General features: G+C 55.5%; 21 protein-coding genes and 1 tRNA gene. All 22 read left to right on the top strand.

Annotation, left to right across the window (positions count from 1 at the left end; translation table 11 throughout):
• Nucleotides 1-13 precede the first annotated feature (13 nt).
• Nucleotides 14-1,207, top strand: a complete 1,194-nt coding sequence (gene tuf, locus WIN67_RS27755; RefSeq protein ID WP_060841339.1) for an elongation factor Tu — start codon at nt 14-16, stop codon at nt 1,205-1,207.
• A gap of 54 nt (nt 1,208-1,261) precedes the next feature.
• Nucleotides 1,262-1,337 (top strand) — tRNA-Trp (locus WIN67_RS27750).
• A 45-nt stretch (nt 1,338-1,382) separates the two neighbouring features.
• Nucleotides 1,383-1,751, top strand: coding sequence for a preprotein translocase subunit SecE (gene secE, locus WIN67_RS27745; protein WP_339070317.1), 369 nt, complete (start codon nt 1,383-1,385; stop codon nt 1,749-1,751).
• A gap of 9 nt (nt 1,752-1,760) precedes the next feature.
• Nucleotides 1,761-2,294: a transcription termination/antitermination protein NusG gene (nusG, locus tag WIN67_RS27740; protein ID WP_002555501.1), complete on the top strand. Its 534-nt coding sequence runs from the start codon at nt 1,761-1,763 to the stop codon at nt 2,292-2,294.
• 118 nt (nt 2,295-2,412) lie between these two features.
• On the top strand, nt 2,413-2,844 hold the full coding sequence (rplK, locus tag WIN67_RS27735) for a 50S ribosomal protein L11 (RefSeq protein ID WP_003176435.1): 432 nt from the start codon (nt 2,413-2,415) through the stop codon (nt 2,842-2,844).
• Entirely contained in the window at nt 2,844-3,539 is a 696-nt protein-coding gene (gene rplA, locus WIN67_RS27730; protein WP_011063782.1) for a 50S ribosomal protein L1, read from the top strand. The genes rplK and rplA overlap by 1 nt, the downstream gene beginning before the upstream one ends.
• A 199-nt stretch (nt 3,540-3,738) precedes the next feature.
• Nucleotides 3,739-4,239 carry a 50S ribosomal protein L10 gene (gene rplJ / locus WIN67_RS27725; RefSeq protein WP_016968679.1) on the top strand — a complete coding sequence of 167 codons (501 nt, stop codon included), beginning with the start codon at nt 3,739-3,741 and terminating at the stop codon, nt 4,237-4,239.
• Nucleotides 4,240-4,319: 80 nt separating this feature from the next.
• The gene (gene rplL, locus WIN67_RS27720) at nt 4,320-4,685 is read left to right on the top strand and encodes a 50S ribosomal protein L7/L12 (protein WP_011063780.1); all 366 of its coding nucleotides are present in this window, start codon (nt 4,320-4,322) and stop codon (nt 4,683-4,685) included.
• 221 nt (nt 4,686-4,906) lie between these two features.
• Nucleotides 4,907-8,980: a DNA-directed RNA polymerase subunit beta gene (gene rpoB, locus WIN67_RS27715; protein ID WP_016968678.1), complete on the top strand. Its 4,074-nt coding sequence runs from the start codon at nt 4,907-4,909 to the stop codon at nt 8,978-8,980.
• 64 nt (nt 8,981-9,044) lie between these two features.
• Entirely contained in the window at nt 9,045-13,244 is a 4,200-nt protein-coding gene (gene rpoC, locus WIN67_RS27710; protein ID WP_102865259.1) for a DNA-directed RNA polymerase subunit beta', read from the top strand.
• Nucleotides 13,245-13,445: 201 nt separating this feature from the next.
• Nucleotides 13,446-13,817, top strand: coding sequence for a 30S ribosomal protein S12 (gene rpsL, locus WIN67_RS27705; RefSeq protein ID WP_003186084.1), 372 nt, complete (start codon nt 13,446-13,448; stop codon nt 13,815-13,817).
• A gap of 111 nt (nt 13,818-13,928) precedes the next feature.
• Nucleotides 13,929-14,399: a 30S ribosomal protein S7 gene (gene rpsG / locus WIN67_RS27700; protein ID WP_007925959.1), complete on the top strand. Its 471-nt coding sequence runs from the start codon at nt 13,929-13,931 to the stop codon at nt 14,397-14,399.
• A gap of 30 nt (nt 14,400-14,429) precedes the next feature.
• Nucleotides 14,430-16,577 (top strand): elongation factor G, encoded by a 2,148-nt coding sequence (gene fusA / locus WIN67_RS27695; protein WP_267268995.1) that lies wholly within the window; start codon nt 14,430-14,432, stop codon nt 16,575-16,577.
• Nucleotides 16,578-16,611: 34 nt separating this feature from the next.
• Nucleotides 16,612-17,805, top strand: a complete 1,194-nt coding sequence (gene tuf / locus WIN67_RS27690) for an elongation factor Tu (RefSeq protein ID WP_060841339.1) — start codon at nt 16,612-16,614, stop codon at nt 17,803-17,805.
• Nucleotides 17,806-17,945: 140 nt separating this feature from the next.
• Complete coding sequence (gene rpsJ / locus WIN67_RS27685) at nt 17,946-18,257, top strand: 30S ribosomal protein S10 (RefSeq protein ID WP_003186070.1); 312 nt, start codon at nt 17,946-17,948, stop codon at nt 18,255-18,257.
• A gap of 80 nt (nt 18,258-18,337) precedes the next feature.
• A complete protein-coding gene (rplC, locus tag WIN67_RS27680; RefSeq protein ID WP_007924205.1) occupies nt 18,338-18,973 on the top strand; it encodes a 50S ribosomal protein L3 in 636 nt (211 codons plus the stop codon).
• Between the two features lie 12 nt (nt 18,974-18,985).
• Entirely contained in the window at nt 18,986-19,588 is a 603-nt protein-coding gene (rplD, locus tag WIN67_RS27675) for a 50S ribosomal protein L4 (RefSeq protein ID WP_007924200.1), read from the top strand.
• Nucleotides 19,585-19,884, top strand: a complete 300-nt coding sequence (rplW, locus tag WIN67_RS27670; protein WP_002555488.1) for a 50S ribosomal protein L23 — start codon at nt 19,585-19,587, stop codon at nt 19,882-19,884. The genes rplD and rplW overlap by 4 nt, the downstream gene beginning before the upstream one ends.
• 14 nt (nt 19,885-19,898) lie before the next feature.
• Nucleotides 19,899-20,723 (top strand): 50S ribosomal protein L2, encoded by an 825-nt coding sequence (gene rplB / locus WIN67_RS27665; protein WP_011063775.1) that lies wholly within the window; start codon nt 19,899-19,901, stop codon nt 20,721-20,723.
• A gap of 16 nt (nt 20,724-20,739) precedes the next feature.
• Nucleotides 20,740-21,015, top strand: a complete 276-nt coding sequence (rpsS, locus tag WIN67_RS27660; protein WP_002555486.1) for a 30S ribosomal protein S19 — start codon at nt 20,740-20,742, stop codon at nt 21,013-21,015.
• A gap of 13 nt (nt 21,016-21,028) precedes the next feature.
• Nucleotides 21,029-21,361: a 50S ribosomal protein L22 gene (gene rplV / locus WIN67_RS27655; protein WP_003103908.1), complete on the top strand. Its 333-nt coding sequence runs from the start codon at nt 21,029-21,031 to the stop codon at nt 21,359-21,361.
• Nucleotides 21,362-21,374: 13 nt separating this feature from the next.
• The gene (gene rpsC / locus WIN67_RS27650) at nt 21,375-22,061 is read left to right on the top strand and encodes a 30S ribosomal protein S3 (protein ID WP_007924192.1); all 687 of its coding nucleotides are present in this window, start codon (nt 21,375-21,377) and stop codon (nt 22,059-22,061) included.
• Nucleotides 22,062-22,069 lie beyond the last annotated feature (8 nt).

Below are 22,069 nucleotides of genomic sequence, written 5' to 3'. Positions count from 1 at the left end.
AGGGGTGATTTCGATGGCTAAGGAAAAGTTCGAACGTAATAAGCCGCACGTTAACGTGGGTACTATCGGTCACGTTGACCACGGTAAGACCACTCTGACTGCTGCTCTGACTCGCGTTTGTTCCGAGGTTTTCGGTTCGGCTCGTGTTGACTTCGACAAGATCGACAGTGCCCCAGAAGAAAAAGCTCGTGGTATCACCATCAACACTGCACACGTAGAGTACGATTCGCACATTCGTCACTACGCGCACGTTGACTGCCCGGGTCACGCCGACTACGTCAAAAACATGATCACCGGTGCTGCCCAGATGGACGGCGCGATCCTGGTTTGCTCGGCTGCCGATGGTCCGATGCCACAAACTCGTGAGCACATCCTGCTGTCCCGTCAGGTAGGCGTTCCGTACATCGTTGTCTTCCTGAACAAGGCTGACATGGTTGACGACGCTGAGCTGCTGGAACTGGTTGAGATGGAAGTGCGCGACCTGCTGAGCACTTACGACTTCCCAGGTGACGACACTCCGATCATCATCGGTTCGGCTCTGATGGCCCTGAACGGCCAAGACGACAACGAAATGGGTACCACCGCTGTTAAGCGTCTGGTAGAGACTCTGGATACTTACATCCCAGAGCCAGAGCGTGCAATCGACAAGCCGTTCCTGATGCCAATCGAAGACGTATTCTCGATCTCCGGTCGTGGCACCGTGGTAACTGGTCGTGTTGAGCGTGGCATCGTTCGCATCCAGGAAGAAGTTGAGATCGTTGGTCTGCGCGATACTCAGAAGACTACCTGCACCGGCGTTGAAATGTTCCGCAAGCTGCTCGACGAAGGTCGTGCTGGCGAGAACTGCGGCGTTCTGCTGCGTGGTACCAAGCGTGACGACGTTGAGCGTGGCCAGGTTCTGGTTAAGCCAGGCACCGTTAAGCCGCACACCAAGTTCACCGCTGAAGTTTATGTTCTGAGCAAAGAAGAAGGCGGTCGTCATACTCCGTTCTTCAAAGGCTACCGTCCACAGTTCTACTTCCGTACTACTGACGTGACTGGTAACTGCGAGCTGCCAGAAGGCGTTGAAATGGTAATGCCAGGTGACAACATCCAGATGACTGTCACTCTGATCAAAACCATCGCGATGGAAGATGGTCTGCGTTTCGCTATCCGTGAAGGCGGTCGTACCGTAGGCGCCGGCGTCGTAGCCAAAGTTATCGAATAAGTTCTTGAAATATCTCCATCGGGCCGACATAATGGTCGGCCTGATTTTGTTTTTAGGTCAGTAGCTCAATTGGCAGAGCGACGGTCTCCAAAACCGTAGGTTGGGGGTTCGATTCCCTCCTGACCTGCCAGATTCACTCAATGTGTCTGGCTTTCTTTTCACAGGATCTTCATAGATGACTCCTAAGGCTGAAGCTCAAGGCTCTCGCTTCGATCTGGTCAAGTGGCTCGTTGTGGTTGCTTTGGTGATTGTTGGTGTTGTTGGCAATCAGTACTATTCTGCTTCGCCGATCCTGTACCGCGTATTGGCGCTGCTTGCCATTGCCGCAGTTGCTGCCTTCATTGGTCTGCAAACTGCCAAGGGCAAGTCGTTCTTCGTGTTGGTTAAGGAAGCGCGCACTGAGATTCGTAAAGTCGTATGGCCGACTCGCCAAGAGACCACGCAGACCACGCTTATTGTAGTGGCTGTGGTTCTGGTCATGGCGTTGCTGTTGTGGGGGCTAGATTCCCTGCTTGGCTGGCTTGTTTCCTTGATTGTTGGCTAAGGGTGTCCCGTGGCTAAGCGTTGGTACGTTGTGCATGCTTACTCGGGTTACGAGAAGCATGTAATGCGCTCGTTGATCGAGCGTGTAAAGCTGGCTGGCATGGAAGATGGCTTCGGCGAGATTCTGGTCCCCACTGAAGAAGTGGTTGAGATGCGCAATGGCCAGAAGCGCAAAAGCGAACGCAAGTTCTTTCCAGGCTATGTGCTGGTTCAAATGGACATGAATGAGGGTACTTGGCACTTGGTCAAGGACACTCCTCGTGTCATGGGTTTCATTGGTGGTACTGCTGATAAGCCAGCGCCTATCACTGATAAAGAGGCAGAAGCAATTCTGCGTCGCGTTGCTGATGGCAGCGATAAGCCCAAGCCTAAGACACTGTTCGAGCCAGGTGAGGTGGTCCGTGTTACTGACGGACCATTCGCAGACTTTAACGGTACGGTCGAAGAAGTTAACTACGAAAAGAGCCGGATCCAAGTGGCGGTGCTCATTTTCGGTCGCTCTACTCCGGTAGAGCTAGAGTTCAGTCAGGTCGAGAAGGCCTAACTGGACGAGAATCCCATACCCCGCAGCCTTAGGCTGTGGGGTTTTTTCGTCACTGGGATAAACGCGCAAGTAACCGGGGAGCCTTTCTAGGCGTCTGAACCCGTAATTGGAGTGCCTCATGGCTAAGAAGATTACTGCTTACATCAAGCTGCAAGTTAAGGCCGCTCAGGCCAACCCAAGCCCGCCCGTTGGTCCAGCTCTGGGTCAGCACGGCGTGAACATCATGGAATTCTGCAAGGCTTTCAACGCCCGTACTCAGGGTCTTGAACCAGGTCTGCCGACTCCTGTGATCATCACTGTTTACAGTGACCGCAGCTTCACTTTCGAAACTAAGAGCACCCCTGCTTCGGTTCTGCTGAAGAAAGCTGCTGGCCTGACCAGCGGTTCCGCTCGTCCGAACACCGTTAAGGTTGGCACTGTTACCCGTGCTCAGCTGGAAGAAATCGCGAAAACCAAAAACGCGGATCTGACTGCAGCTGATATGGATGCAGCCGTGCGTACTATCGCCGGTTCTGCTCGTAGCATGGGCCTTAACGTGGAGGGTGTGTAATGGCTAAGCTGACTAAGCGCCAAAAGGCTATCGCCGGCAAGATTGAAGCAGGCAAGGCCTACAACTTCGTAGAAGCCGCCGCTCTCCTGACCGAGCTGTCGACCGTTAAGTTCAGCGAGTCCGTAGACGTAGCTGTGAACCTGGGCGTAGACCCACGTAAATCTGACCAGGTTGTTCGTAGCGCTACCGTGCTGCCACACGGCACTGGCAAGACTGTACGTGTTGCTGTGTTTACTCAGGGTCCAGCTGCTGAAGCTGCTCTGGCTGCCGGTGCAGACCGCGTAGGTATGGATGATCTGGCTGCCGAAATGAAAGGCGGCGACCTGAACTATGACGTAGTTATTGCTTCTCCGGATGCAATGCGCGTTGTAGGTCAGCTGGGTCAGGTTCTGGGTCCTCGTGGCCTGATGCCTAACCCGAAAGTCGGCACTGTAACCCCAGACGTGGCCTCGGCAGTTAAGAACGCCAAGGCTGGTCAGGTTCGCTACCGCACCGACAAAAACGGCATTATCCACACCTCCGTTGGCAAGGTCGGCTTCGACGCCGTCAAGCTGAAGGAAAACGTTGAAGCCCTGATCGCTGACCTGAAGCGTATCAAGCCAGCTTCTTCGAAAGGTATCTACGTCAAGCGCGTTACCCTGAGCACCACCATGGGTCCAGGTTTGGTCATCGACCAAGGCTCGCTGGACGTATAAGACACAGGCTGGCACAAGCGATTGTGCCAGTTGAAAAAATTGGGGTCCCTGCCTGGCGGGGGCTATCCAAGACCGTAGGCGACGCAAGTCTTAAACCTCAAGCCTACGCAGATGGTGCTCCCGGTTCCTTACCGAATCAGACACCAAAACGACATCCAGCCTAGGTTGGATGAAACGGTAACAAGCAGGAGTTAAACCCGTGGCAATTAAACTCGAAGACAAGAAGGCCATCGTCGCTGAAGTCAACGAGGCTGCCAAAGTCGCTCTGTCTGCTGTTGTGGCTGATGCCCGCGGTGTGACAGTAGGCGCAATGACCGGACTCCGTAAAGAGGCCCGCGAAGCTGGTGTTTACGTACGTGTTGTACGTAACACCCTGCTCAAGCGCGCTGTTGAAGGCACTCAATATGACGTGCTCAACGACGCGTTCGTCGGCCCTACCCTGATTGCATTCTCCAAGGAACATCCGGGCGCTGCTGCTCGTATTTTCAAAGAGTTCGCAAAGGGTCAGGACAAGTTCGAGATCAAGGCAGCTGCGTTCGAGGGCAAGTACCTCGCAGCAAACGAGATCGACGTGTTGGCTTCGCTGCCAACTCGCGACGAAGCTATTGCGAAGCTGATGAGCGTGATTCAAGGCGCTACCAGCAAGCTGGCTCGTACTCTGGCGGCTATTCGCGACCAGAAAGAAGCTGCTGCTGCCTAAGGCACCGCAAGCCCTTTCAAAATCATATGTTTAATTTGATGGCTGCGTAGGCTGTCACCCCAATACAGGAATTTATAGTCATGTCTCTGACTAACGAGCAAATCATCGAAGCAATCGGCCAGAAAACCGTTCTGGAAGTTGTTGAGCTGATCAAAGCAATGGAAGAAACCTTCGGCGTTACCGCTGCTGTTGCCGCTGCTGGCCCAGCTGCTGCTGCCGCTGTTGTTGAAGAGCAAACTGAATTCAACGTCATGCTGACCGAAGCTGGCGAGAAGAAAGTTAACGTGATCAAGGCTGTACGTGAACTGACCGGTCTGGGCCTGAAAGAAGCCAAGGCTGTAGTTGACGGCGCTCCTGCCATGGTTCTGGAAGCTGTTGCTAAAGAAGCAGCTGACAAAGCCAAAGCAGCTCTGGAAGAAGCAGGCGCTAAAGTCGAGCTCAAGTAAGCATCGACTTTGTGTCTCCAGCCCAAGCGTTAAGCGAACGGCTGATGGCTGGTGGCTTTTGCCACCGGCCTTTTTCCGTTATTGGCGGCCGACTGGGTCGGTGCCTTTAACGTGCTGTAACCCACCCTGTGCGGTGGCGCAAACCAAAGGGTTTGCACGATTTTCTGGCTGCTCCCGTCGGGAGAAGCCGAATAAGCAGGTGACCAAGCTGGGGAACGCTGATGGCTTACTCATATACTGAGAAAAAACGTATCCGCAAGGACTTTAGCAAGTTGCCGGACGTCATGGATGTGCCGTACCTCCTGGCCATCCAGCTGGATTCGTATCGTGAATTCTTGCAAGCGGGAGCGACTAAAGATCAGTTCCGCGACGTGGGCCTGCATGCGGCCTTCAAATCCGTTTTCCCGATCATCAGCTACTCCGGCAATGCTGCGTTGGAGTATGTCGGTTATCGCCTGGGCGAACCGGCGTTTGATGTTAAAGAATGCGTGTTGCGTGGTGTGACTTACGCCGTACCTTTGCGGGTAAAAGTTCGTCTGATCATTTTCGACAAAGAATCGTCGAACAAAGCGATCAAGGACATCAAAGAGCAAGAAGTCTACATGGGTGAAATCCCCCTGATGACTGAGAACGGTACCTTCGTAATCAACGGTACCGAGCGTGTAATCGTTTCCCAGCTGCACCGTTCCCCTGGCGTATTCTTCGACCACGACCGTGGCAAGACGCACAGCTCCGGTAAGCTGCTGTACTCCGCGCGGATCATTCCTTACCGCGGTTCGTGGCTGGACTTCGAGTTCGACCCGAAAGACTGCGTGTTCGTCCGTATCGACCGTCGCCGCAAGCTGCCTGCGTCGGTTCTGCTGCGCGCGCTGGGTTACACCACTGAAGAAGTGCTGGATGCTTTCTACACCACCAACGTATTCCACGTGAAAGGCGAGAGCCTGAGCCTGGAGCTGGTGCCTCAGCGCCTGCGTGGTGAAATTGCCGTTCTGGACATCCAGGATGACAAGGGCAAGGTTATTGTCGAGCAGGGTCGTCGTATCACCGCTCGCCACATCAACCAGCTGGAAAAAGCCGGTATCAAAGAGCTGGATGTACCTCTGGACTACGTCCTGGGGCGTACCACCGCCAAGGCTATCGTGCACCCGGCTACCGGTGAAATCCTGGCAGAGTGCAACACCGAGCTGAACACCGAGATCCTGGCAAAAATCGCCAAGGCCCAGGTTGTTCGCATCGAAACGCTGTACACCAACGACATCGACTGCGGTCCGTTCGTTTCTGACACTCTGAAGATCGACTCCACCAGCAACCAATTGGAAGCGCTGGTCGAGATCTATCGCATGATGCGTCCTGGCGAGCCGCCAACCAAAGATGCTGCCGAGACTCTGTTCAACAACCTGTTCTTCAGCCCTGAGCGCTATGACCTCTCCGCCGTTGGCCGGATGAAGTTCAACCGTCGTATCGGTCGTACCGAGATCGAAGGTTCGGGCGTCCTGTGCAAAGAAGACATCGTTGCCGTACTGAAGACTCTGGTCGACATCCGTAACGGTAAAGGCATCGTCGACGACATCGACCACCTGGGTAACCGTCGTGTTCGTTGCGTAGGCGAAATGGCCGAGAACCAGTTCCGCGTTGGCCTGGTGCGTGTAGAGCGTGCGGTCAAAGAGCGTCTGTCGATGGCCGAAAGCGAAGGCCTGATGCCGCAAGACCTGATCAATGCCAAGCCAGTGGCTGCGGCAGTGAAAGAGTTCTTCGGTTCCAGCCAGCTGTCGCAGTTCATGGACCAGAACAACCCGCTCTCCGAGATCACCCACAAGCGTCGTGTCTCCGCACTCGGCCCAGGTGGTCTGACCCGTGAGCGTGCAGGCTTCGAAGTTCGTGACGTGCACCCGACTCACTACGGTCGTGTATGCCCGATCGAAACGCCGGAAGGTCCGAACATCGGTCTGATCAACTCCCTGGCGGCCTATGCGCGCACCAACCAGTACGGCTTCCTCGAGAGCCCGTACCGTGTGGTGAAAGACGCCCTGGTCACTGACGAGATCGTGTTCCTGTCCGCCATCGAAGAGGCCGATCACGTGATCGCCCAGGCTTCGGCGACCATGAACGACAAAGGTCAGCTGATCGATGAGCTGGTGGCTGTTCGTCACTTGAACGAATTCACCGTCAAGGCGCCGGAAGACGTCACCTTGATGGACGTTTCGCCGAAGCAGGTAGTTTCGGTTGCAGCGTCGCTGATTCCGTTCCTCGAGCACGACGACGCCAACCGTGCGTTGATGGGTTCCAACATGCAGCGTCAGGCTGTACCGACTCTGCGTGCTGATAAGCCGCTGGTAGGTACCGGCATGGAGCGCAACGTTGCCCGTGACTCCGGCGTTTGTGTCGTGGCTCGCCGTGGCGGCGTGATCGACTCGGTCGATGCCAGTCGTATCGTGGTTCGTGTTGCGGATGACGAAGTCGAAACTGGCGAAGCCGGTGTCGATATCTACAACCTGACCAAGTACACCCGCTCCAACCAGAACACCTGCATCAACCAGCGTCCGCTGGTGAGAAAAGGTGATCGGGTTCAGCGCAGCGACATCATGGCCGACGGCCCGTCCACCGACATGGGTGAGCTGGCACTGGGTCAGAACATGCGTATCGCGTTCATGGCGTGGAACGGCTTCAACTTCGAAGACTCCATCTGCCTGTCCGAGCGTGTGGTTCAGGAAGACCGCTTCACCACGATCCACATCCAGGAACTGACCTGTGTGGCCCGTGACACCAAGCTTGGCCCAGAGGAAATCACTGCAGACATCCCGAACGTGGGTGAGGCTGCACTGAACAAGCTGGACGAAGCCGGTATCGTTTATGTAGGTGCTGAAGTTGGCGCAGGCGACATCCTGGTCGGTAAGGTCACTCCGAAAGGCGAGACTCAGCTGACTCCGGAAGAGAAACTGCTGCGCGCGATCTTCGGTGAAAAAGCCAGCGACGTTAAAGACACATCCCTGCGTGTGCCTACTGGTACCAAAGGTACTGTCATTGACGTACAGGTCTTCACTCGTGACGGCGTTGAGCGTGATGCTCGTGCACTGTCCATCGAGAAGAGCCAGCTCGACGAGATCCGCAAGGATCTGAACGAAGAGTTCCGCATCGTTGAAGGCGCAACCTTCGAGCGTCTGCGCTCCGCTCTGGTCGGCCATAAAGCCGAAGGCGGCGCCGGTCTGAAGAAAGGTCAGGAAATCACCGACGAAGTTCTCGACGGTCTTGAGCATGGCCAGTGGTTCAAACTGCGCATGGCTGAAGATGCTCTGAACGAGCAGCTCGAGAAGGCTCAGGCCTACATCGTTGATCGCCGCCGTCTGCTGGACGACAAGTTCGAAGACAAGAAGCGCAAACTGCAGCAGGGCGATGACCTGGCTCCGGGCGTGCTGAAAATCGTCAAGGTCTACCTGGCAATCCGTCGTCGCATTCAGCCGGGCGACAAGATGGCCGGTCGTCACGGTAACAAGGGTGTGGTCTCCGTGATCATGCCGGTTGAAGACATGCCGCACGATGCCAATGGCACCCCGGTCGATGTGGTCCTCAACCCACTGGGCGTACCTTCGCGTATGAACGTTGGTCAGATTCTCGAAACTCACCTGGGCCTCGCGGCCAAGGGGCTGGGCGAGAAGATCAACCGCATGGTTGAAGAGCAGCGTAAGGTGGCAGAACTGCGCACCTTCCTGGATGAGATCTACAACCAGATCGGTGGTCGTAACGAAGACCTGGACAGCTTCTCCGATCAGGAGATTCTGGATCTGGCGAACAACCTGCGCGGCGGTGTGCCTATGGCCACTCCGGTGTTCGACGGCGCCAAGGAAAGCGAAATCAAGGCGATGCTGAAACTGGCGGACCTGCCAGAGAGCGGCCAGATGCAGCTGACCGACGGCCGTACCGGCAACAAGTTCGAGCGTCCAGTTACCGTTGGCTACATGTACATGCTGAAACTGAACCACTTGGTAGACGACAAGATGCACGCTCGTTCTACCGGTTCGTACAGCCTGGTTACCCAGCAGCCGCTGGGTGGTAAGGCGCAGTTCGGTGGTCAGCGTTTCGGGGAGATGGAGGTCTGGGCACTGGAAGCATACGGTGCTGCATACACTCTGCAAGAAATGCTCACAGTGAAGTCGGACGATGTGAACGGTCGTACCAAGATGTACAAAAACATCGTGGACGGCGATCACCGTATGGAGCCGGGCATGCCCGAGTCCTTCAACGTGTTGATCAAAGAAATTCGTTCCCTCGGCATCGATATCGATCTGGAAACCGAATAACACGTGACGCGAATCGAGAGCGGGGCAGGATTGCCCGCTCTCTGCTCCGCCAGGAGGAAAGGCCTTGAAAGACCTACTGAATTTGCTGAAAAACCAGGGTCAAGTCGAAGAGTTCGACGCCATCCGTATTGGATTGGCCTCGCCTGAGATGATCCGTTCTTGGTCGTTCGGCGAAGTTAAAAAGCCGGAAACCATCAACTACCGTACGTTCAAGCCTGAGCGTGACGGCCTGTTCTGCGCCAAGATCTTTGGCCCGGTAAAGGATTACGAGTGCCTGTGCGGTAAGTACAAGCGCTTGAAGCATCGCGGCGTGATCTGCGAGAAGTGCGGCGTTGAAGTTGCACTGGCCAAGGTTCGTCGTGAGCGCATGGCGCACATCGAACTGGCTTCGCCGGTTGCCCACATCTGGTTCCTGAAGTCGCTGCCGTCCCGTATCGGCCTGCTGATGGACATGACCCTGCGTGATATCGAGCGCGTTCTCTATTTCGAGAGCTACGTTGTTATCGATCCAGGTATGACCACCCTGGAAAAGGGTCAGTTGCTGAACGACGAGCAGTACTTCGAAGCGCTGGAAGAGTTCGGTGATGACTTCGACGCCCGCATGGGTGCCGAGGCTGTCCGCGAGCTGCTGCACGCTATCGACCTGGAGCACGAGATTGGCCGTCTGCGTGAAGAGATTCCGCAAACTAACTCGGAAACCAAGATCAAGAAGCTGTCCAAGCGTCTGAAGTTGATGGAAGCCTTCCAGGGCTCCGGCAACCTGCCAGAGTGGATGGTGTTGACCGTTCTGCCGGTTCTACCGCCAGATCTGCGTCCACTGGTTCCGCTGGATGGCGGTCGCTTTGCGACTTCCGACCTCAACGACCTGTATCGTCGAGTGATCAACCGTAACAACCGCTTGAAGCGCCTGCTTGATCTGTCCGCTCCGGACATCATCGTGCGCAACGAAAAGCGTATGTTGCAGGAAGCTGTCGACGCCTTGCTCGACAACGGTCGTCGTGGCCGCGCTATTACCGGCTCCAACAAGCGTCCTCTGAAATCCCTGGCTGACATGATCAAGGGTAAGCAAGGTCGTTTCCGTCAGAACTTGCTCGGTAAGCGTGTTGACTACTCCGGTCGTTCGGTAATTACCGTAGGCCCGACCCTGCGTCTGCACCAGTGCGGTCTGCCGAAGAAGATGGCTCTCGAGCTGTTCAAGCCGTTCATTTTCGGCAAGCTGGAAATGCGTGGTCTCGCTACCACCATCAAAGCCGCCAAGAAGATGGTCGAGCGCGAGCTGCCGGAAGTTTGGGACGTTCTCGCTGAAGTGATTCGCGAACACCCCGTGCTGCTCAACCGTGCACCGACCCTTCACCGTCTGGGTATCCAGGCGTTTGAACCGGTACTGATCGAAGGTAAGGCTATCCAGCTGCACCCTCTGGTCTGTGCTGCGTACAACGCCGACTTCGACGGCGACCAAATGGCCGTGCACGTACCGCTGACGCTGGAAGCCCAGCTGGAAGCGCGTGCGTTGATGATGTCGACCAACAACATTCTGTCGCCAGCCAACGGTGAGCCAATCATCGTTCCGTCGCAGGACGTTGTATTGGGTCTGTATTACATGACCCGTGAAGCGATCAACGCCAAGGGCGAAGGTCGTGTGTTCGCCGACCTGCAGGAAGTCGACCGCGTATTCCGCGCCGGCGAAGCGGCTCTGCACGCCAAGATCAAGGTTCGTATCAACGAAACCGTTAACGATCGTGATGGCGGCAGCGTCAGCGCTACCCGTATCGTCGACACCACTGTCGGCCGTGCGCTGCTGTTCCAGGTTGTGCCGAAAGGTCTGTCGTTCGACGTCGTCAATCTGCCGATGAAGAAGAAGGCGATCTCCAAGCTGATCAACCAGTGCTACCGCGTGGTAGGTCTGAAAGAGACCGTGATCTTCGCTGACCAGTTGATGTACACCGGTTTCGCTTACTCGACCATTTCCGGCGTTTCCATCGGTGTTAACGACTTCGTTATCCCGGATGAAAAAGCCCGCATCATCGGTGCTGCCACCGACGAAGTGAAAGAAATCGAGAGCCAGTACGCCTCCGGCCTGGTAACCCAGGGCGAGAAGTACAACAAGGTGATCGACCTTTGGTCGAAAGCCAACGACGAAGTATCCAAGGCGATGATGGCCAACCTCTCGAAAGAGAAAGTCATCGACCGCAATGGCGACGAAGTCGAGCAAGAATCGTTCAACTCGATGTACATGATGGCTGACTCGGGTGCGCGGGGTTCCGCTGCACAGATCCGCCAGCTGGCCGGTATGCGTGGTCTGATGGCCAAGCCGGACGGCTCCATCATCGAAACGCCGATTACTGCGAACTTCCGTGAAGGTCTGAGCGTACTCCAGTACTTCATCTCGACTCACGGTGCTCGTAAAGGTCTGGCGGATACCGCGTTGAAAACTGCGAACTCCGGTTACCTGACTCGTCGTCTGGTAGACGTGGCGCAGGATCTGGTTGTAACCGAGATCGATTGCGGCACCGAACACGGCCTGCTGATGACTCCGCACATTGAAGGCGGTGACGTTGTAGAGCCGCTGGGTGAGCGCGTATTGGGTCGTGTTATCGCCCGTGACGTATTCAAGCCAGGTACCGAGGACGTCATCGTTCCTGCTGGCACTCTGGTAGACGAGAAGTGGGTTGAGTTCATCGAGCTGAACAGCATCGACGAAGTGATCGTGCGTTCGCCGATCAGTTGCGAAACCCGCTACGGCATCTGTGCCAAGTGCTACGGTCGTGACTTGGCTCGCGGCCACCTGGTGAACATTGGTGAAGCGGTAGGCGTAATTGCTGCCCAGTCCATCGGTGAGCCGGGTACCCAGCTGACCATGCGTACGTTCCACATCGGTGGTGCGGCAAGCCGGACCTCGGCAGCGGACAGCGTACAGGTGAAGAATGGCGGTACCGTCCGTCTGCATAACCTGAAGCATGTTGAGCGTGTTGACGGTCACCTGGTAGCTGTATCCCGTTCTGGCGAGCTGGCAATTGCCGACGACTTCGGTCGTGAGCGCGAGCGCTACAAGCTGCCTTACGGTGCTGTGATTTCGGTGAAGGAAGGCGATAAGGTCGACGCTGGTGCCATCGTGGCCAAGTGGGATCCGCACACTCACCCAATCGTTACCGAAATGAAAGGTACCGTGACCTACGTGGGCATGGAAGAAGGCATCACGATCAAGCGTCAGACTGACGAATTGACCGGTATGACCAACATTGAAGTACTTGACGTCAAAGACCGTCCAGCTGCCGGTAAGGACATTCGTCCAGCCGTGAAGATGGTGGGTATGGATGGCAAGGATCTGCTGCTGCCAGGTACTGACGTACCGGCCCAGTACTTCTTGCCGGCTAACGCACTTGTAGGTGTTGCTGACGGTGCGCAGATTGCGATCGGTGATGTTATCGCTCGTATTCCGCAAGAGACTTCGAAGACCCGTGACATCACCGGTGGTCTGCCGCGTGTTGCCGACTTGTTCGAAGCTCGTCGTCCGAAAGAGGCCTCGATTCTGGCTGAAGTCAGCGGCACCATCGCGTTCGGTAAAGAGACCAAAGGCAAACGCCGCCTGGTCATTACCCCGAACGACGGTAGCGATCCGTATGAGGAGCTGATTCCGAAGTGGCGTCACCTGAACGTCTTCGAAGGCGAACAAGTGAACCGCGGCGAAGTTATCTCCGACGGTCCGAGCGATCCACACGACATCCTGCGTCTGCTGGGTGTAAGTGCGCTGGCCAAGTACATCGTCAACGAGATCCAGGACGTTTACCGTCTGCAAGGCGTGAAGATCAACGACAAGCACATCGAGACCATCCTGCGTCAGATGTTGCGTAAGGTTGAGATTGCCGAGTCTGGCGACTCCAGCTTCATCAAGGGCGACCAGATGGAACTGACTCACGTACTGGTAGAAAACGAGCGTCTGAGCGCTGAAGACAAGTTCATCTCCAAGTTCACCCGCGTATTGCTGGGTATTACTAAGGCGTCCTTGTCCACTGAGTCGTTCATCTCGGCGGCCTCTTTCCAAGAGACCACTCGTGTACTGACCGAAGCGGCAGTGACCGGCAAGCGTGACTACCTGCGCGGCCTGAAGGAAAACGTGGTTGTGGGTCGTCTGATCCCGGCCGGTACCGGCCTGGCTTACCACAGCGAGCGCAAGCGTCGTCGTGATGCAGACAAGCCTCTGCGCGTGAGCGCGAGTGAAGTCGAAGCAGCACTGACTGAAGCGCTGAACTCCAGCGGTAACTGAGGTCTGCAATAGATTGAGATGGGGCCCCGGTTTTTCCGACTGAGAATCGAGACACTTTTTGTCGAGGTTCGCTGATCGGGGAGCCCGGGGCCTTGCCTTGACTGGGGGCAAGATCCTCTTTAGACTCTTGTACCCCTAAATTTGGTGGAGCTTGTGCTCTGCCATTTTGTTTATGTCGAAAGACAACAGTGGAGCTAGTAGATGGCAACTATCAACCAGCTGGTACGTCAGCCGCGTAAGCGTATCGTCGAGAAATCCGACGTACCTGCGCTGCAGAACTGCCCGCAACGTCGTGGCGTGTGCACTCGCGTGTATACCACTACGCCGAAAAAACCTAACTCGGCACTGCGTAAAGTATGCCGTGTGCGTCTGACCAACGGTTTCGAGGTTTCCTCGTACATCGGTGGTGAAGGCCACAACCTGCAAGAACACAGCGTCGTACTGATTCGTGGCGGCCGTGTAAAAGACTTGCCAGGTGTTCGTTACCACACCGTTCGCGGCTCCCTGGATACCTCCGGCGTTAAAGGTCGTAACCAAGGTCGTTCGAAGTACGGTACCAAGCGTCCGAAGTAATCGGCCGTTTTGCAGTTTTTAATTATATTGAGTCGATAAGAGTAAGGTCGGGCACGCGTCCATTGGATCAACTGTCCCGAGCTAACCTGAAGACCGTTTGAGGGCTTATCAATGCCAAGACGTCGCGTAGCAGCCAAACGTGAGATTCTGGACGATCCGAAATACGGAAGCCAGATCCTCGCCAAGTTCATGAACCACGTAATGGAAAGCGGTAAGAAAGCCGTTGCCGAGCGTATCGTTTATGGCGCGCTGGAAAAAGTTAAAGAGCGCAAGAACAGCGATCCCCTGGAAATCTTCGAGAAAGCTCTCGACGCCATCGCTCCGCTGGTCGAAGTGAAGTCGCGCCGTGTAGGCGGTGCTACTTACCAGGTTCCGGTCGAAGTTCGTCCGTCCCGTCGTAACGCTCTGGCAATGCGCTGGTTGGTAGACTTCGCCCGCAAGCGCGGCGAGAAGTCTATGGCTCTGCGTTTGGCTGGCGAACTGCTGGACGCTGCCGAAGGCAAAGGTGCTGCAGTTAAGAAGCGTGAAGACGTTCACCGTATGGCTGAAGCCAACAAGGCTTTCTCGCACTACCGCTTCTAATCTCAGCATCATTCATTTTGCGAGGGCTTTATGGCTCGTACTACAGCAATCAACCGCTACCGTAACATCGGTATCTGTGCCCACGTTGACGCGGGCAAGACTACCACTACCGAGCGGATCCTGTTTTACACAGGTCTCAGCCATAAGATGGGTGAGGTGCATGACGGCGCTGCTACCACCGACTGGATGGTGCAGGAGCAGGAGCGGGGTATTACCATTACCTCCGCTGCTGTAACTACCTTCTGGAAAGGTTCGCGCGGCCAATACGATAACTATCGTGTAAACGTTATCGATACCCCTGGCCACGTAGACTTCACCATCGAAGTAGAGCGTTCGCTGCGCGTACTCGACGGCGCGGTCGTTGTGTTCTGCGGTACTTCCGGTGTTGAGCCTCAGTCTGAAACCGTATGGCGTCAAGCCAACAAGTACGGCGTTCCACGTGTTGTTTACGTGAACAAGATGGACCGTGCCGGCGCTAACTTCCTGCGCGTTGTTGGTCAGATCAAAAACCGCCTGGGTCACACCCCGGTTCCGGTTCAGCTGGCTATCGGCGCTGAAGATAACTTCGAAGGTCAGGTTGATCTGATCAAGATGAAGGCTATCTACTGGAACGACGACGACAAGGGTACTACCTATCGCGAGGAAGAAATTCCTGCCGATATGCTGGACCTGGCTAACGAGTGGCGCTCCAACATGGTTGAAGCTGCTGCTGAAGCCAACGAAGAGTTGATGAACAAGTACCTTGAAGAAGGTGACTTGACTGTCGAAGAGATCAAGGCTGGTCTGCGTGCGCGCACCCTGGCTAGCGAAATCGTTCCGGCAGTCTGCGGCTCTTCGTTCAAGAACAAGGGTGTTCCCCTGGTTCTCGACGCCGTTATCGACTTCCTGCCTGCTCCTACCGAGATCCCGGCGATCAAAGGTATCCATCCGGATCTCATCGAGAAACCGAAGGATGAGCTGGTAGAGGCTGATTACGACGAACGTCACGCTGACGATTCTGAACCGTTCTCGGCTCTGGCATTCAAGATCGCTACCGACCCGTTCGTTGGTACTCTGACTTTCGTGCGCGTTTACTCGGGCTTCCTGAGCTCGGGCGACTCCGTGATCAACTCGGTCAAGGGCAAGAAAGAGCGCGTTGGTCGTATGGTGCAGATGCACGCCAACCAGCGTGAGGAGATCAAGGAAGTGCGTGCAGGCGATATCGCTGCCCTGATCGGCATGAAGGACGTCACCACTGGTGACACTCTGTGCGATCTCGACAAGCAGATCATTCTTGAGCGTATGGACTTCCCTGAGCCTGTGATTTCGGTAGCGGTAGAGCCGAAAACCAAGCAGGACCAGGAAAAGATGGGTATTGCACTGGGCAAGCTGGCTCAGGAAGACCCGTCGTTCCGCGTCAAGACCGACGAAGAGACCGGTCAGACCATCATTTCCGGTATGGGTGAGCTGCACCTGGACATCCTCGTTGATCGCATGAAGCGCGAGTTCAACGTCGAAGCCAACATCGGCAAGCCGCAGGTTTCGTACCGCGAGAAGATCAGCAAGAGCAACGTCGAGATCGAAGGCAAGTTCGTTCGTCAATCCGGCGGTCGCGGTCAGTTCGGTCACTGCTGGATCCGTTTCTCGGAGCCGGACGTCGATGCGAACGGCAACATCACCGAAGGTCTGGTCTTCACCAACGAAGTTGTTGGTGGTGTGGTTCCTAAGGAATACATCCCGGCTATCCAGAAGGGTATCGAAGAGCAGATGAAGAACGGCGTCGTTGCCGGTTATCCGCTGATCGGCCTGAAGGCTACCGTGTTCGATGGTTCCTACCATGACGTCGACTCCAACGAGATGGCGTTCAAGGTGGCGGCCTCCATGGCGACCAAGCAGCTGGCCCAGAAGGGTGGCGGCGTTGTGCTCGAGCCGATCATGAAGGTTGAAGTAGTAACCCCAGAGGACTACATGGGTGACGTGATGGGTGACCTGAACCGTCGTCGTGGTCTGATTCAGGGTATGGATGACTCGGTGTCCGGCAAGGTTATCCGTGCTGAAGTTCCACTGGGTGAAATGTTCGGTTATGCAACTGACGTTCGTTCCATGTCTCAGGGTCGCGCGAGCTACTCCATGGAATTCTCCAAATACGCCGAAGCTCCGTCGAACATCGTCGAAGCTCTCGTTAAAAAACAAGGCTGATTCAGTCTCCCCTTTAGGCTAGGAGTTAATTGTCGTGGCTAAAGAAAAATTTGAACGTAACAAACCGCACGTCAACGTTGGCACTATCGGTCACGTTGACCACGGTAAAACCACTCTGACTGCTGCTCTGACTCGCGTTTGCTCCGAAGTTTTCGGTTCGGCTCGTGTTGACTTCGACAAGATCGACAGTGCCCCAGAAGAAAAAGCTCGTGGTATCACCATCAACACTGCACACGTAGAGTACGATTCGCACATTCGTCACTACGCGCACGTTGACTGCCCGGGTCACGCCGACTACGTCAAAAACATGATCACCGGTGCTGCCCAGATGGACGGCGCGATCCTGGTTTGCTCGGCTGCCGATGGTCCGATGCCACAAACTCGTGAGCACATCCTGCTGTCCCGTCAGGTAGGCGTTCCGTACATCGTTGTCTTCCTGAACAAGGCTGACATGGTTGACGACGCTGAGCTGCTGGAACTGGTTGAGATGGAAGTGCGCGACCTGCTGAGCACTTACGACTTCCCAGGTGACGACACTCCGATCATCATCGGTTCGGCTCTGATGGCCCTGAACGGCCAAGACGACAACGAAATGGGTACCACCGCTGTTAAGCGTCTGGTAGAGACTCTGGATACTTACATCCCAGAGCCAGAGCGTGCAATCGACAAGCCGTTCCTGATGCCAATCGAAGACGTATTCTCGATCTCCGGTCGTGGCACCGTGGTAACTGGCCGTGTTGAGCGTGGCATCGTTCGCATCCAGGAAGAAGTTGAGATCGTTGGTCTGCGCGATACTCAGAAGACTACCTGCACTGGCGTTGAAATGTTCCGCAAGCTGCTCGACGAAGGTCGTGCTGGCGAGAACTGCGGCGTTCTGCTGCGTGGTACCAAGCGTGACGACGTTGAGCGTGGCCAGGTTCTGGTTAAGCCAGGCACCGTTAAGCCGCACACCAAGTTCACCGCTGAAGTTTATGTTCTGAGCAAAGAAGAAGGCGGCCGTCATACTCCGTTCTTCAAAGGCTACCGTCCACAGTTCTACTTCCGTACTACTGACGTGACCGGTAACTGCGAGCTGCCAGAAGGCGTTGAAATGGTAATGCCAGGTGACAACATCCAGATGACTGTCACTCTGATCAAAACCATCGCGATGGAAGATGGTCTGCGTTTCGCTATCCGTGAAGGCGGTCGTACCGTCGGCGCCGGCGTCGTAGCCAAAGTTATCGAGTAATCGACGACTCATGAAGAAGCCCCCGCTTGCGGGGGCTTTTTTATTGGGTTGACACTCTGTGGGGCCGTCTATAGAATTGCGCCTCCTTTTAACGGGCGTATTGCGCCCGGTGGGAATAGCAGCCTGGAGTCTGAAATCCAATGCAAAATCAGCAAATCCGTATCAGGTTGAAGGCTTTCGACCATCGCCTGATCGACCAATCCACCCAGGAAATCGTGGAAACCGCGAAACGTACTGGTGCTCAAGTGCGTGGTCCAATTCCACTGCCTACCCGTAAAGAGCGGTTCACCGTTCTGGTCTCCCCGCACGTCAACAAAGACGCGCGTGACCAGTACGAGATCCGTACTCATAAGCGCGTACTGGACATCGTCCAGCCAACGGATAAAACCGTTGATGCTCTTATGAAGCTTGATCTTGCGGCAGGTGTGGAAGTGCAGATCAGCCTCGGCTAAGACTCGGTCTTAGTCGTGTAACGCTCTGAAATGGGCGGCCATAGCGGGTGAAAGCCCCGTACACTCATGAGGTTTACAACATGACTATTGGTGTAGTCGGTCGTAAATGCGGTATGACCCGTATTTTCACCGAAGAAGGTGTCTCCATTCCGGTCACGGTCATTGAGATCGAGCCGAATCGCGTCACCCAGTTCAAAACTGAAGAAACCGATGGCTATCGTGCAGTGCAAGTCACTGTAGGTGAGCGTCGTGCTTCGCGCGTGACTGCTGCTCAAGCAGGTCACTTCGCTAAAGCGAACGTTGCTGCCGGTCGTGGCGTTTGGGAATTCCGTCTTGAAGAAGGCGAGTACCAAGCTGGCGATCTGATCAATGCAGAAATCTTCGCAGCTGGCCAACTGGTAGATGTTACCGGTCAGTCGAAAGGTAAAGGCTTCGCCGGTACCATCAAGCGTTGGAATTTCCGCGGTCAAGATAACACCCACGGTAACTCCGTTTCCCACCGCGTCCCGGGCTCTATTGGCCAGTGCCAGACTCCTGGTCGTGTATTCAAGGGCAAAAAAATGTCCGGTCATATGGGCGCTGAGCGCGTGACCGTGCAGTCCCTGGAAGTAGTGCGCGTCGACGCTGAACGCAATCTGTTGTTGGTCAAGGGTGCTGTTCCTGGCGCTACTGGCGGCAACCTGGTTGTACGTCCGGCGGCCAAGGCTCGCGGTTAAGGGGAAGCTGACATGCAATTAAATGTAAATGACGCTCAAGCGATCGAAGTTTCCGAACTGACATTTGGCGGCGAATTCAACGAGACGCTGGTTCACCAAGCAGTCGTGGCCTACATGGCTGGCGGCCGTCAAGGTAGCAAGCAGCAAAAGACCCGTTCCGACGTTTCCGGTGGCGGCAAGCGCCCATGGCGTCAGAAAGGTACTGGCCGCGCTCGTGCCGGTACTATCCGTAGCCCAATCTGGCGTGGCGGCGGTACCACTTTCGCAGCTCGTCCTCAGGATCACTCCCAGAAGCTGAACAAGAAGATGTATCGCGCAGCAATGCGTTCCATCCTTGCTGAGCTGGTGCGTACTGATCGTCTGGTCGTGGTTCAGGATTTCGCTGTTGAAACTCCGAAAACCAAAGATCTGCTGGGCAAACTGAACAACATGAGCCTGACCGACGTTCTGATCGTGTCGGACGCTGTTGATCAGAACCTGTACCTGGCTGCTCGTAACCTGCCACACGTTGATGTTCGTGACGTGCAAGGTTCCGATCCAGTTAGTCTGATCGCATACGACAAAGTGTTGATCACTGTGTCGGCCGTGAAGAAATTCGAGGAGCTGCTGGGATGAACCAGGAACGCGTATTTAAAGTTCTGCTTGGCCCGCACGTTTCCGAGAAGGCTACGGTTCTGGCAGACAAGAAAGGCCAGTTCGTTTTCAAGGTTGCTACTGACGCAACCAAGCTGGAAATCAAGAAGGCCGTCGAAAGCCTGTTCAGCGTGAAAGTGGAGCGCGTTACTACCCTGAACGTTCTGGGTAAGAGTAAGCGTACCGCTCGCGGTCTGGGCAAGCGTAATGACTGGAAGAAGGCAGTTATCTCCCTTCAGCCAGGCCAAGATCTCGATTTCAGCAGCAGTGCTGAGTAAGGAAGGGGTGCATCATGGCAATCGTTAAATGCAAACCGACTTCCCCTGGCCGCCGTTTTGTGGTCAAGGTGGTCAACCAGGAGCTGCATAAAGGCGCTCCTCACGCACCGCTGCTCGAGAAGAAATCGAAGTCTGGTGGTCGTAACAACAATGGCCGCATTACCACTCGTCACGTTGGTGGTGGTCATAAGCAGCATTACCGTCTGGTCGACTTCCGTCGCAACGACAAAGATGGCATCGCTGCCACTGTCGAGCGTATCGAATACGATCCAAACCGTACTGCTCACATCGCTCTGCTGCTGTACGCAGATGGCGAGCGTCGCTACATCATCGCCCCTAAGGGTGTGAGCGCTGGCGACCAGCTGATCGCAGGTGCTCTGGCACCGATCAAGCCGGGCAACGCTCTGCAACTGCGCAACATTCCAGTTGGTAGCACCGTACACGGCATCGAACTGAAGCCAGGTAAAGGCGCGCAAATCGCTCGTTCGGCTGGTGCTTCGGCTCAGCTGGTCGCTCGTGAAGGCGTCTACGTGACCCTGCGTCTGCGTTCTGGTGAGATGCGTAAAGTGCTGGCTGAATGCCGTGCGACCCTGGGTGAAGTCTCGAACTCCGAGCACAGCCTGCGTTCGCTGGGTAAAGCTGGTGCCAAACGCTGGCGTGGCGTTCGCCCAACCGTTCGTGGTGTTGCCATGAACCCGGTTGACCACCCACATGGTGGTGGTGAAGGTCGTACCTCTGGTGGTCGTCATCCGGTATCGCCATGGGGCTTCCCGACTAAGGGCGCGAAGACTCGTGGTAATAAGCGTACCGACAAAATGATCGTCCGTCGTCGCAAGTAAATAGAGGGATACGACAGTGCCACGTTCTCTGAAAAAAGGTCCTTTTATTGATCTTCACCTACTGAAGAAGATCGAAGTGGCGGCGGAAAAGAACGATCGCAAACCAGTTAAGACCTGGTCGCGCCGTTCCATGATCCTGCCACAAATGGTCGGTCTGACCATCGCTGTGCATAACGGTCGTCAACATGTTCCAGTTCTCGTGAACGAAGACATGGTCGGCCACAAACTGGGCGAGTTCGCCGGTACCCGTACATATCGCGGGCACGTGGCTGACAAGAAAGCCAAGCGTTAAGGGGTAAGGAATGATGGAAGTAGCCGCTAAGTTGTCGGGCGCTCGAATCTCCGCCCAGAAAGCCCGCTTGGTCGCCGACCAGATCCGCGGGAAGAAGGTGGGCGAAGCGCTCAACCTGTTGGCTTTCAGCAGTAAGAAAGCCGCCGAGATCATGAAGAAAGTGCTGGAGTCGGCCGTAGCCAACGCCGAGCATAACGAAGGCGCAGACGTTGATGACCTGAAGGTCTCCACCGTTTTCGTCAACGAAGGGCGTTCGCTGAAGCGCATCATGCCACGTGCCAAAGGCCGTGCTGATCGCATCGTCAAGCGGTCTTGCCATATCACTGTCAAGGTTGCTGACAAGTAACGGAGTCGAAGAGATGGGTCAGAAAGTACATCCCATTGGCATTCGCCTGGGAATCGTCAAGGAGCACACCTCCGTCTGGTACGCAGACGGTCGGACTTATGCGGACTATTTGCTCGCAGATCTGAATGTGCGTGAGTATCTCCAAGACAAACTAAAAAGCGCGTCCGTAAGCCGTATCGATATCCATCGTCCGGCTCAAACTGCACGCATCACCATCCACACCGCTCGTCCCGGCATCGTGATCGGCAAGAAAGGTGAAGATGTTGAGAAGCTGCGTCAGGACCTGACCAAGCAAATGGGTGTGCCTGTGCACATCAATATCGAAGAGATCCGCAAGCCGGAGCTCGACGGTATGCTGGTTGCGCAGAGCGTAGCTCAGCAGCTGGAGCGTCGCGTAATGTTCCGTCGTGCTATGAAGCGCGCCGTACAGAACGCCATGCGCATTGGTGCCAAAGGCATCAAAATCCAAGTGAGCGGTCGTCTCGGCGGTGCTGAAATCGCACGTACTGAATGGTATCGCGAAGGTCGTGTGCCACTGCACACCCTGCGTGCCGATATCGACTATGCCACCTACGAAGCTCACACCACTTATGGTGTGATCGGTGTGAAGGTTTGGATCTTCAAAGGCGAAGTAATTGGTGGTCGCCAAGAAGAGCTGAAGCCGCAAGCACCTGCGCCTCGTAAAAAAGCTGCTAAGTAAGGGGTACG

Origin of the sequence: Pseudomonas idahonensis, from assembly GCF_037903935.1 — a bacterium.
Classification (GTDB): domain Bacteria; phylum Pseudomonadota; class Gammaproteobacteria; order Pseudomonadales; family Pseudomonadaceae; genus Aquipseudomonas; species Aquipseudomonas danubii.
Note: the sequence above shows the minus strand (reverse complement) of the source record. Positions and strands in the feature narration are given on the sequence as shown.

Excerpts from the sequence above, each read along its gene's own strand:
- rpsC (WP_007924192.1), top strand. The coding sequence starts at position 21,375 with ATGGGTCAGAAAGTACATCCCATTGGCATTCGCCTGGGAATCGTCAAG.
- rpsG (WP_007925959.1), top strand. The coding sequence starts at position 13,929 with ATGCCAAGACGTCGCGTAGCAGCCAAACGTGAGATTCTGGACGATCCG.
- rplC (WP_007924205.1), top strand. The coding sequence starts at position 18,338 with ATGACTATTGGTGTAGTCGGTCGTAAATGCGGTATGACCCGTATTTTC.
- rplD (WP_007924200.1), top strand. The coding sequence starts at position 18,986 with ATGCAATTAAATGTAAATGACGCTCAAGCGATCGAAGTTTCCGAACTG.
- rpsL (WP_003186084.1), top strand. The coding sequence starts at position 13,446 with ATGGCAACTATCAACCAGCTGGTACGTCAGCCGCGTAAGCGTATCGTC.
- rplB (WP_011063775.1), top strand. The coding sequence starts at position 19,899 with ATGGCAATCGTTAAATGCAAACCGACTTCCCCTGGCCGCCGTTTTGTG.
- secE (WP_339070317.1), top strand. The coding sequence starts at position 1,383 with ATGACTCCTAAGGCTGAAGCTCAAGGCTCTCGCTTCGATCTGGTCAAG.
- rpoB (WP_016968678.1), top strand. The coding sequence starts at position 4,907 with ATGGCTTACTCATATACTGAGAAAAAACGTATCCGCAAGGACTTTAGC.
- rplW (WP_002555488.1), top strand. The coding sequence starts at position 19,585 with ATGAACCAGGAACGCGTATTTAAAGTTCTGCTTGGCCCGCACGTTTCC.
- rplV (WP_003103908.1), top strand. The coding sequence starts at position 21,029 with ATGGAAGTAGCCGCTAAGTTGTCGGGCGCTCGAATCTCCGCCCAGAAA.
- rplA (WP_011063782.1), top strand. The coding sequence starts at position 2,844 with ATGGCTAAGCTGACTAAGCGCCAAAAGGCTATCGCCGGCAAGATTGAA.
- tuf (WP_060841339.1), top strand. The coding sequence starts at position 14 with ATGGCTAAGGAAAAGTTCGAACGTAATAAGCCGCACGTTAACGTGGGT.
- fusA (WP_267268995.1), top strand. The coding sequence starts at position 14,430 with ATGGCTCGTACTACAGCAATCAACCGCTACCGTAACATCGGTATCTGT.
- rplK (WP_003176435.1), top strand. The coding sequence starts at position 2,413 with ATGGCTAAGAAGATTACTGCTTACATCAAGCTGCAAGTTAAGGCCGCT.
- rpsJ (WP_003186070.1), top strand. The coding sequence starts at position 17,946 with ATGCAAAATCAGCAAATCCGTATCAGGTTGAAGGCTTTCGACCATCGC.
- rplL (WP_011063780.1), top strand. The coding sequence starts at position 4,320 with ATGTCTCTGACTAACGAGCAAATCATCGAAGCAATCGGCCAGAAAACC.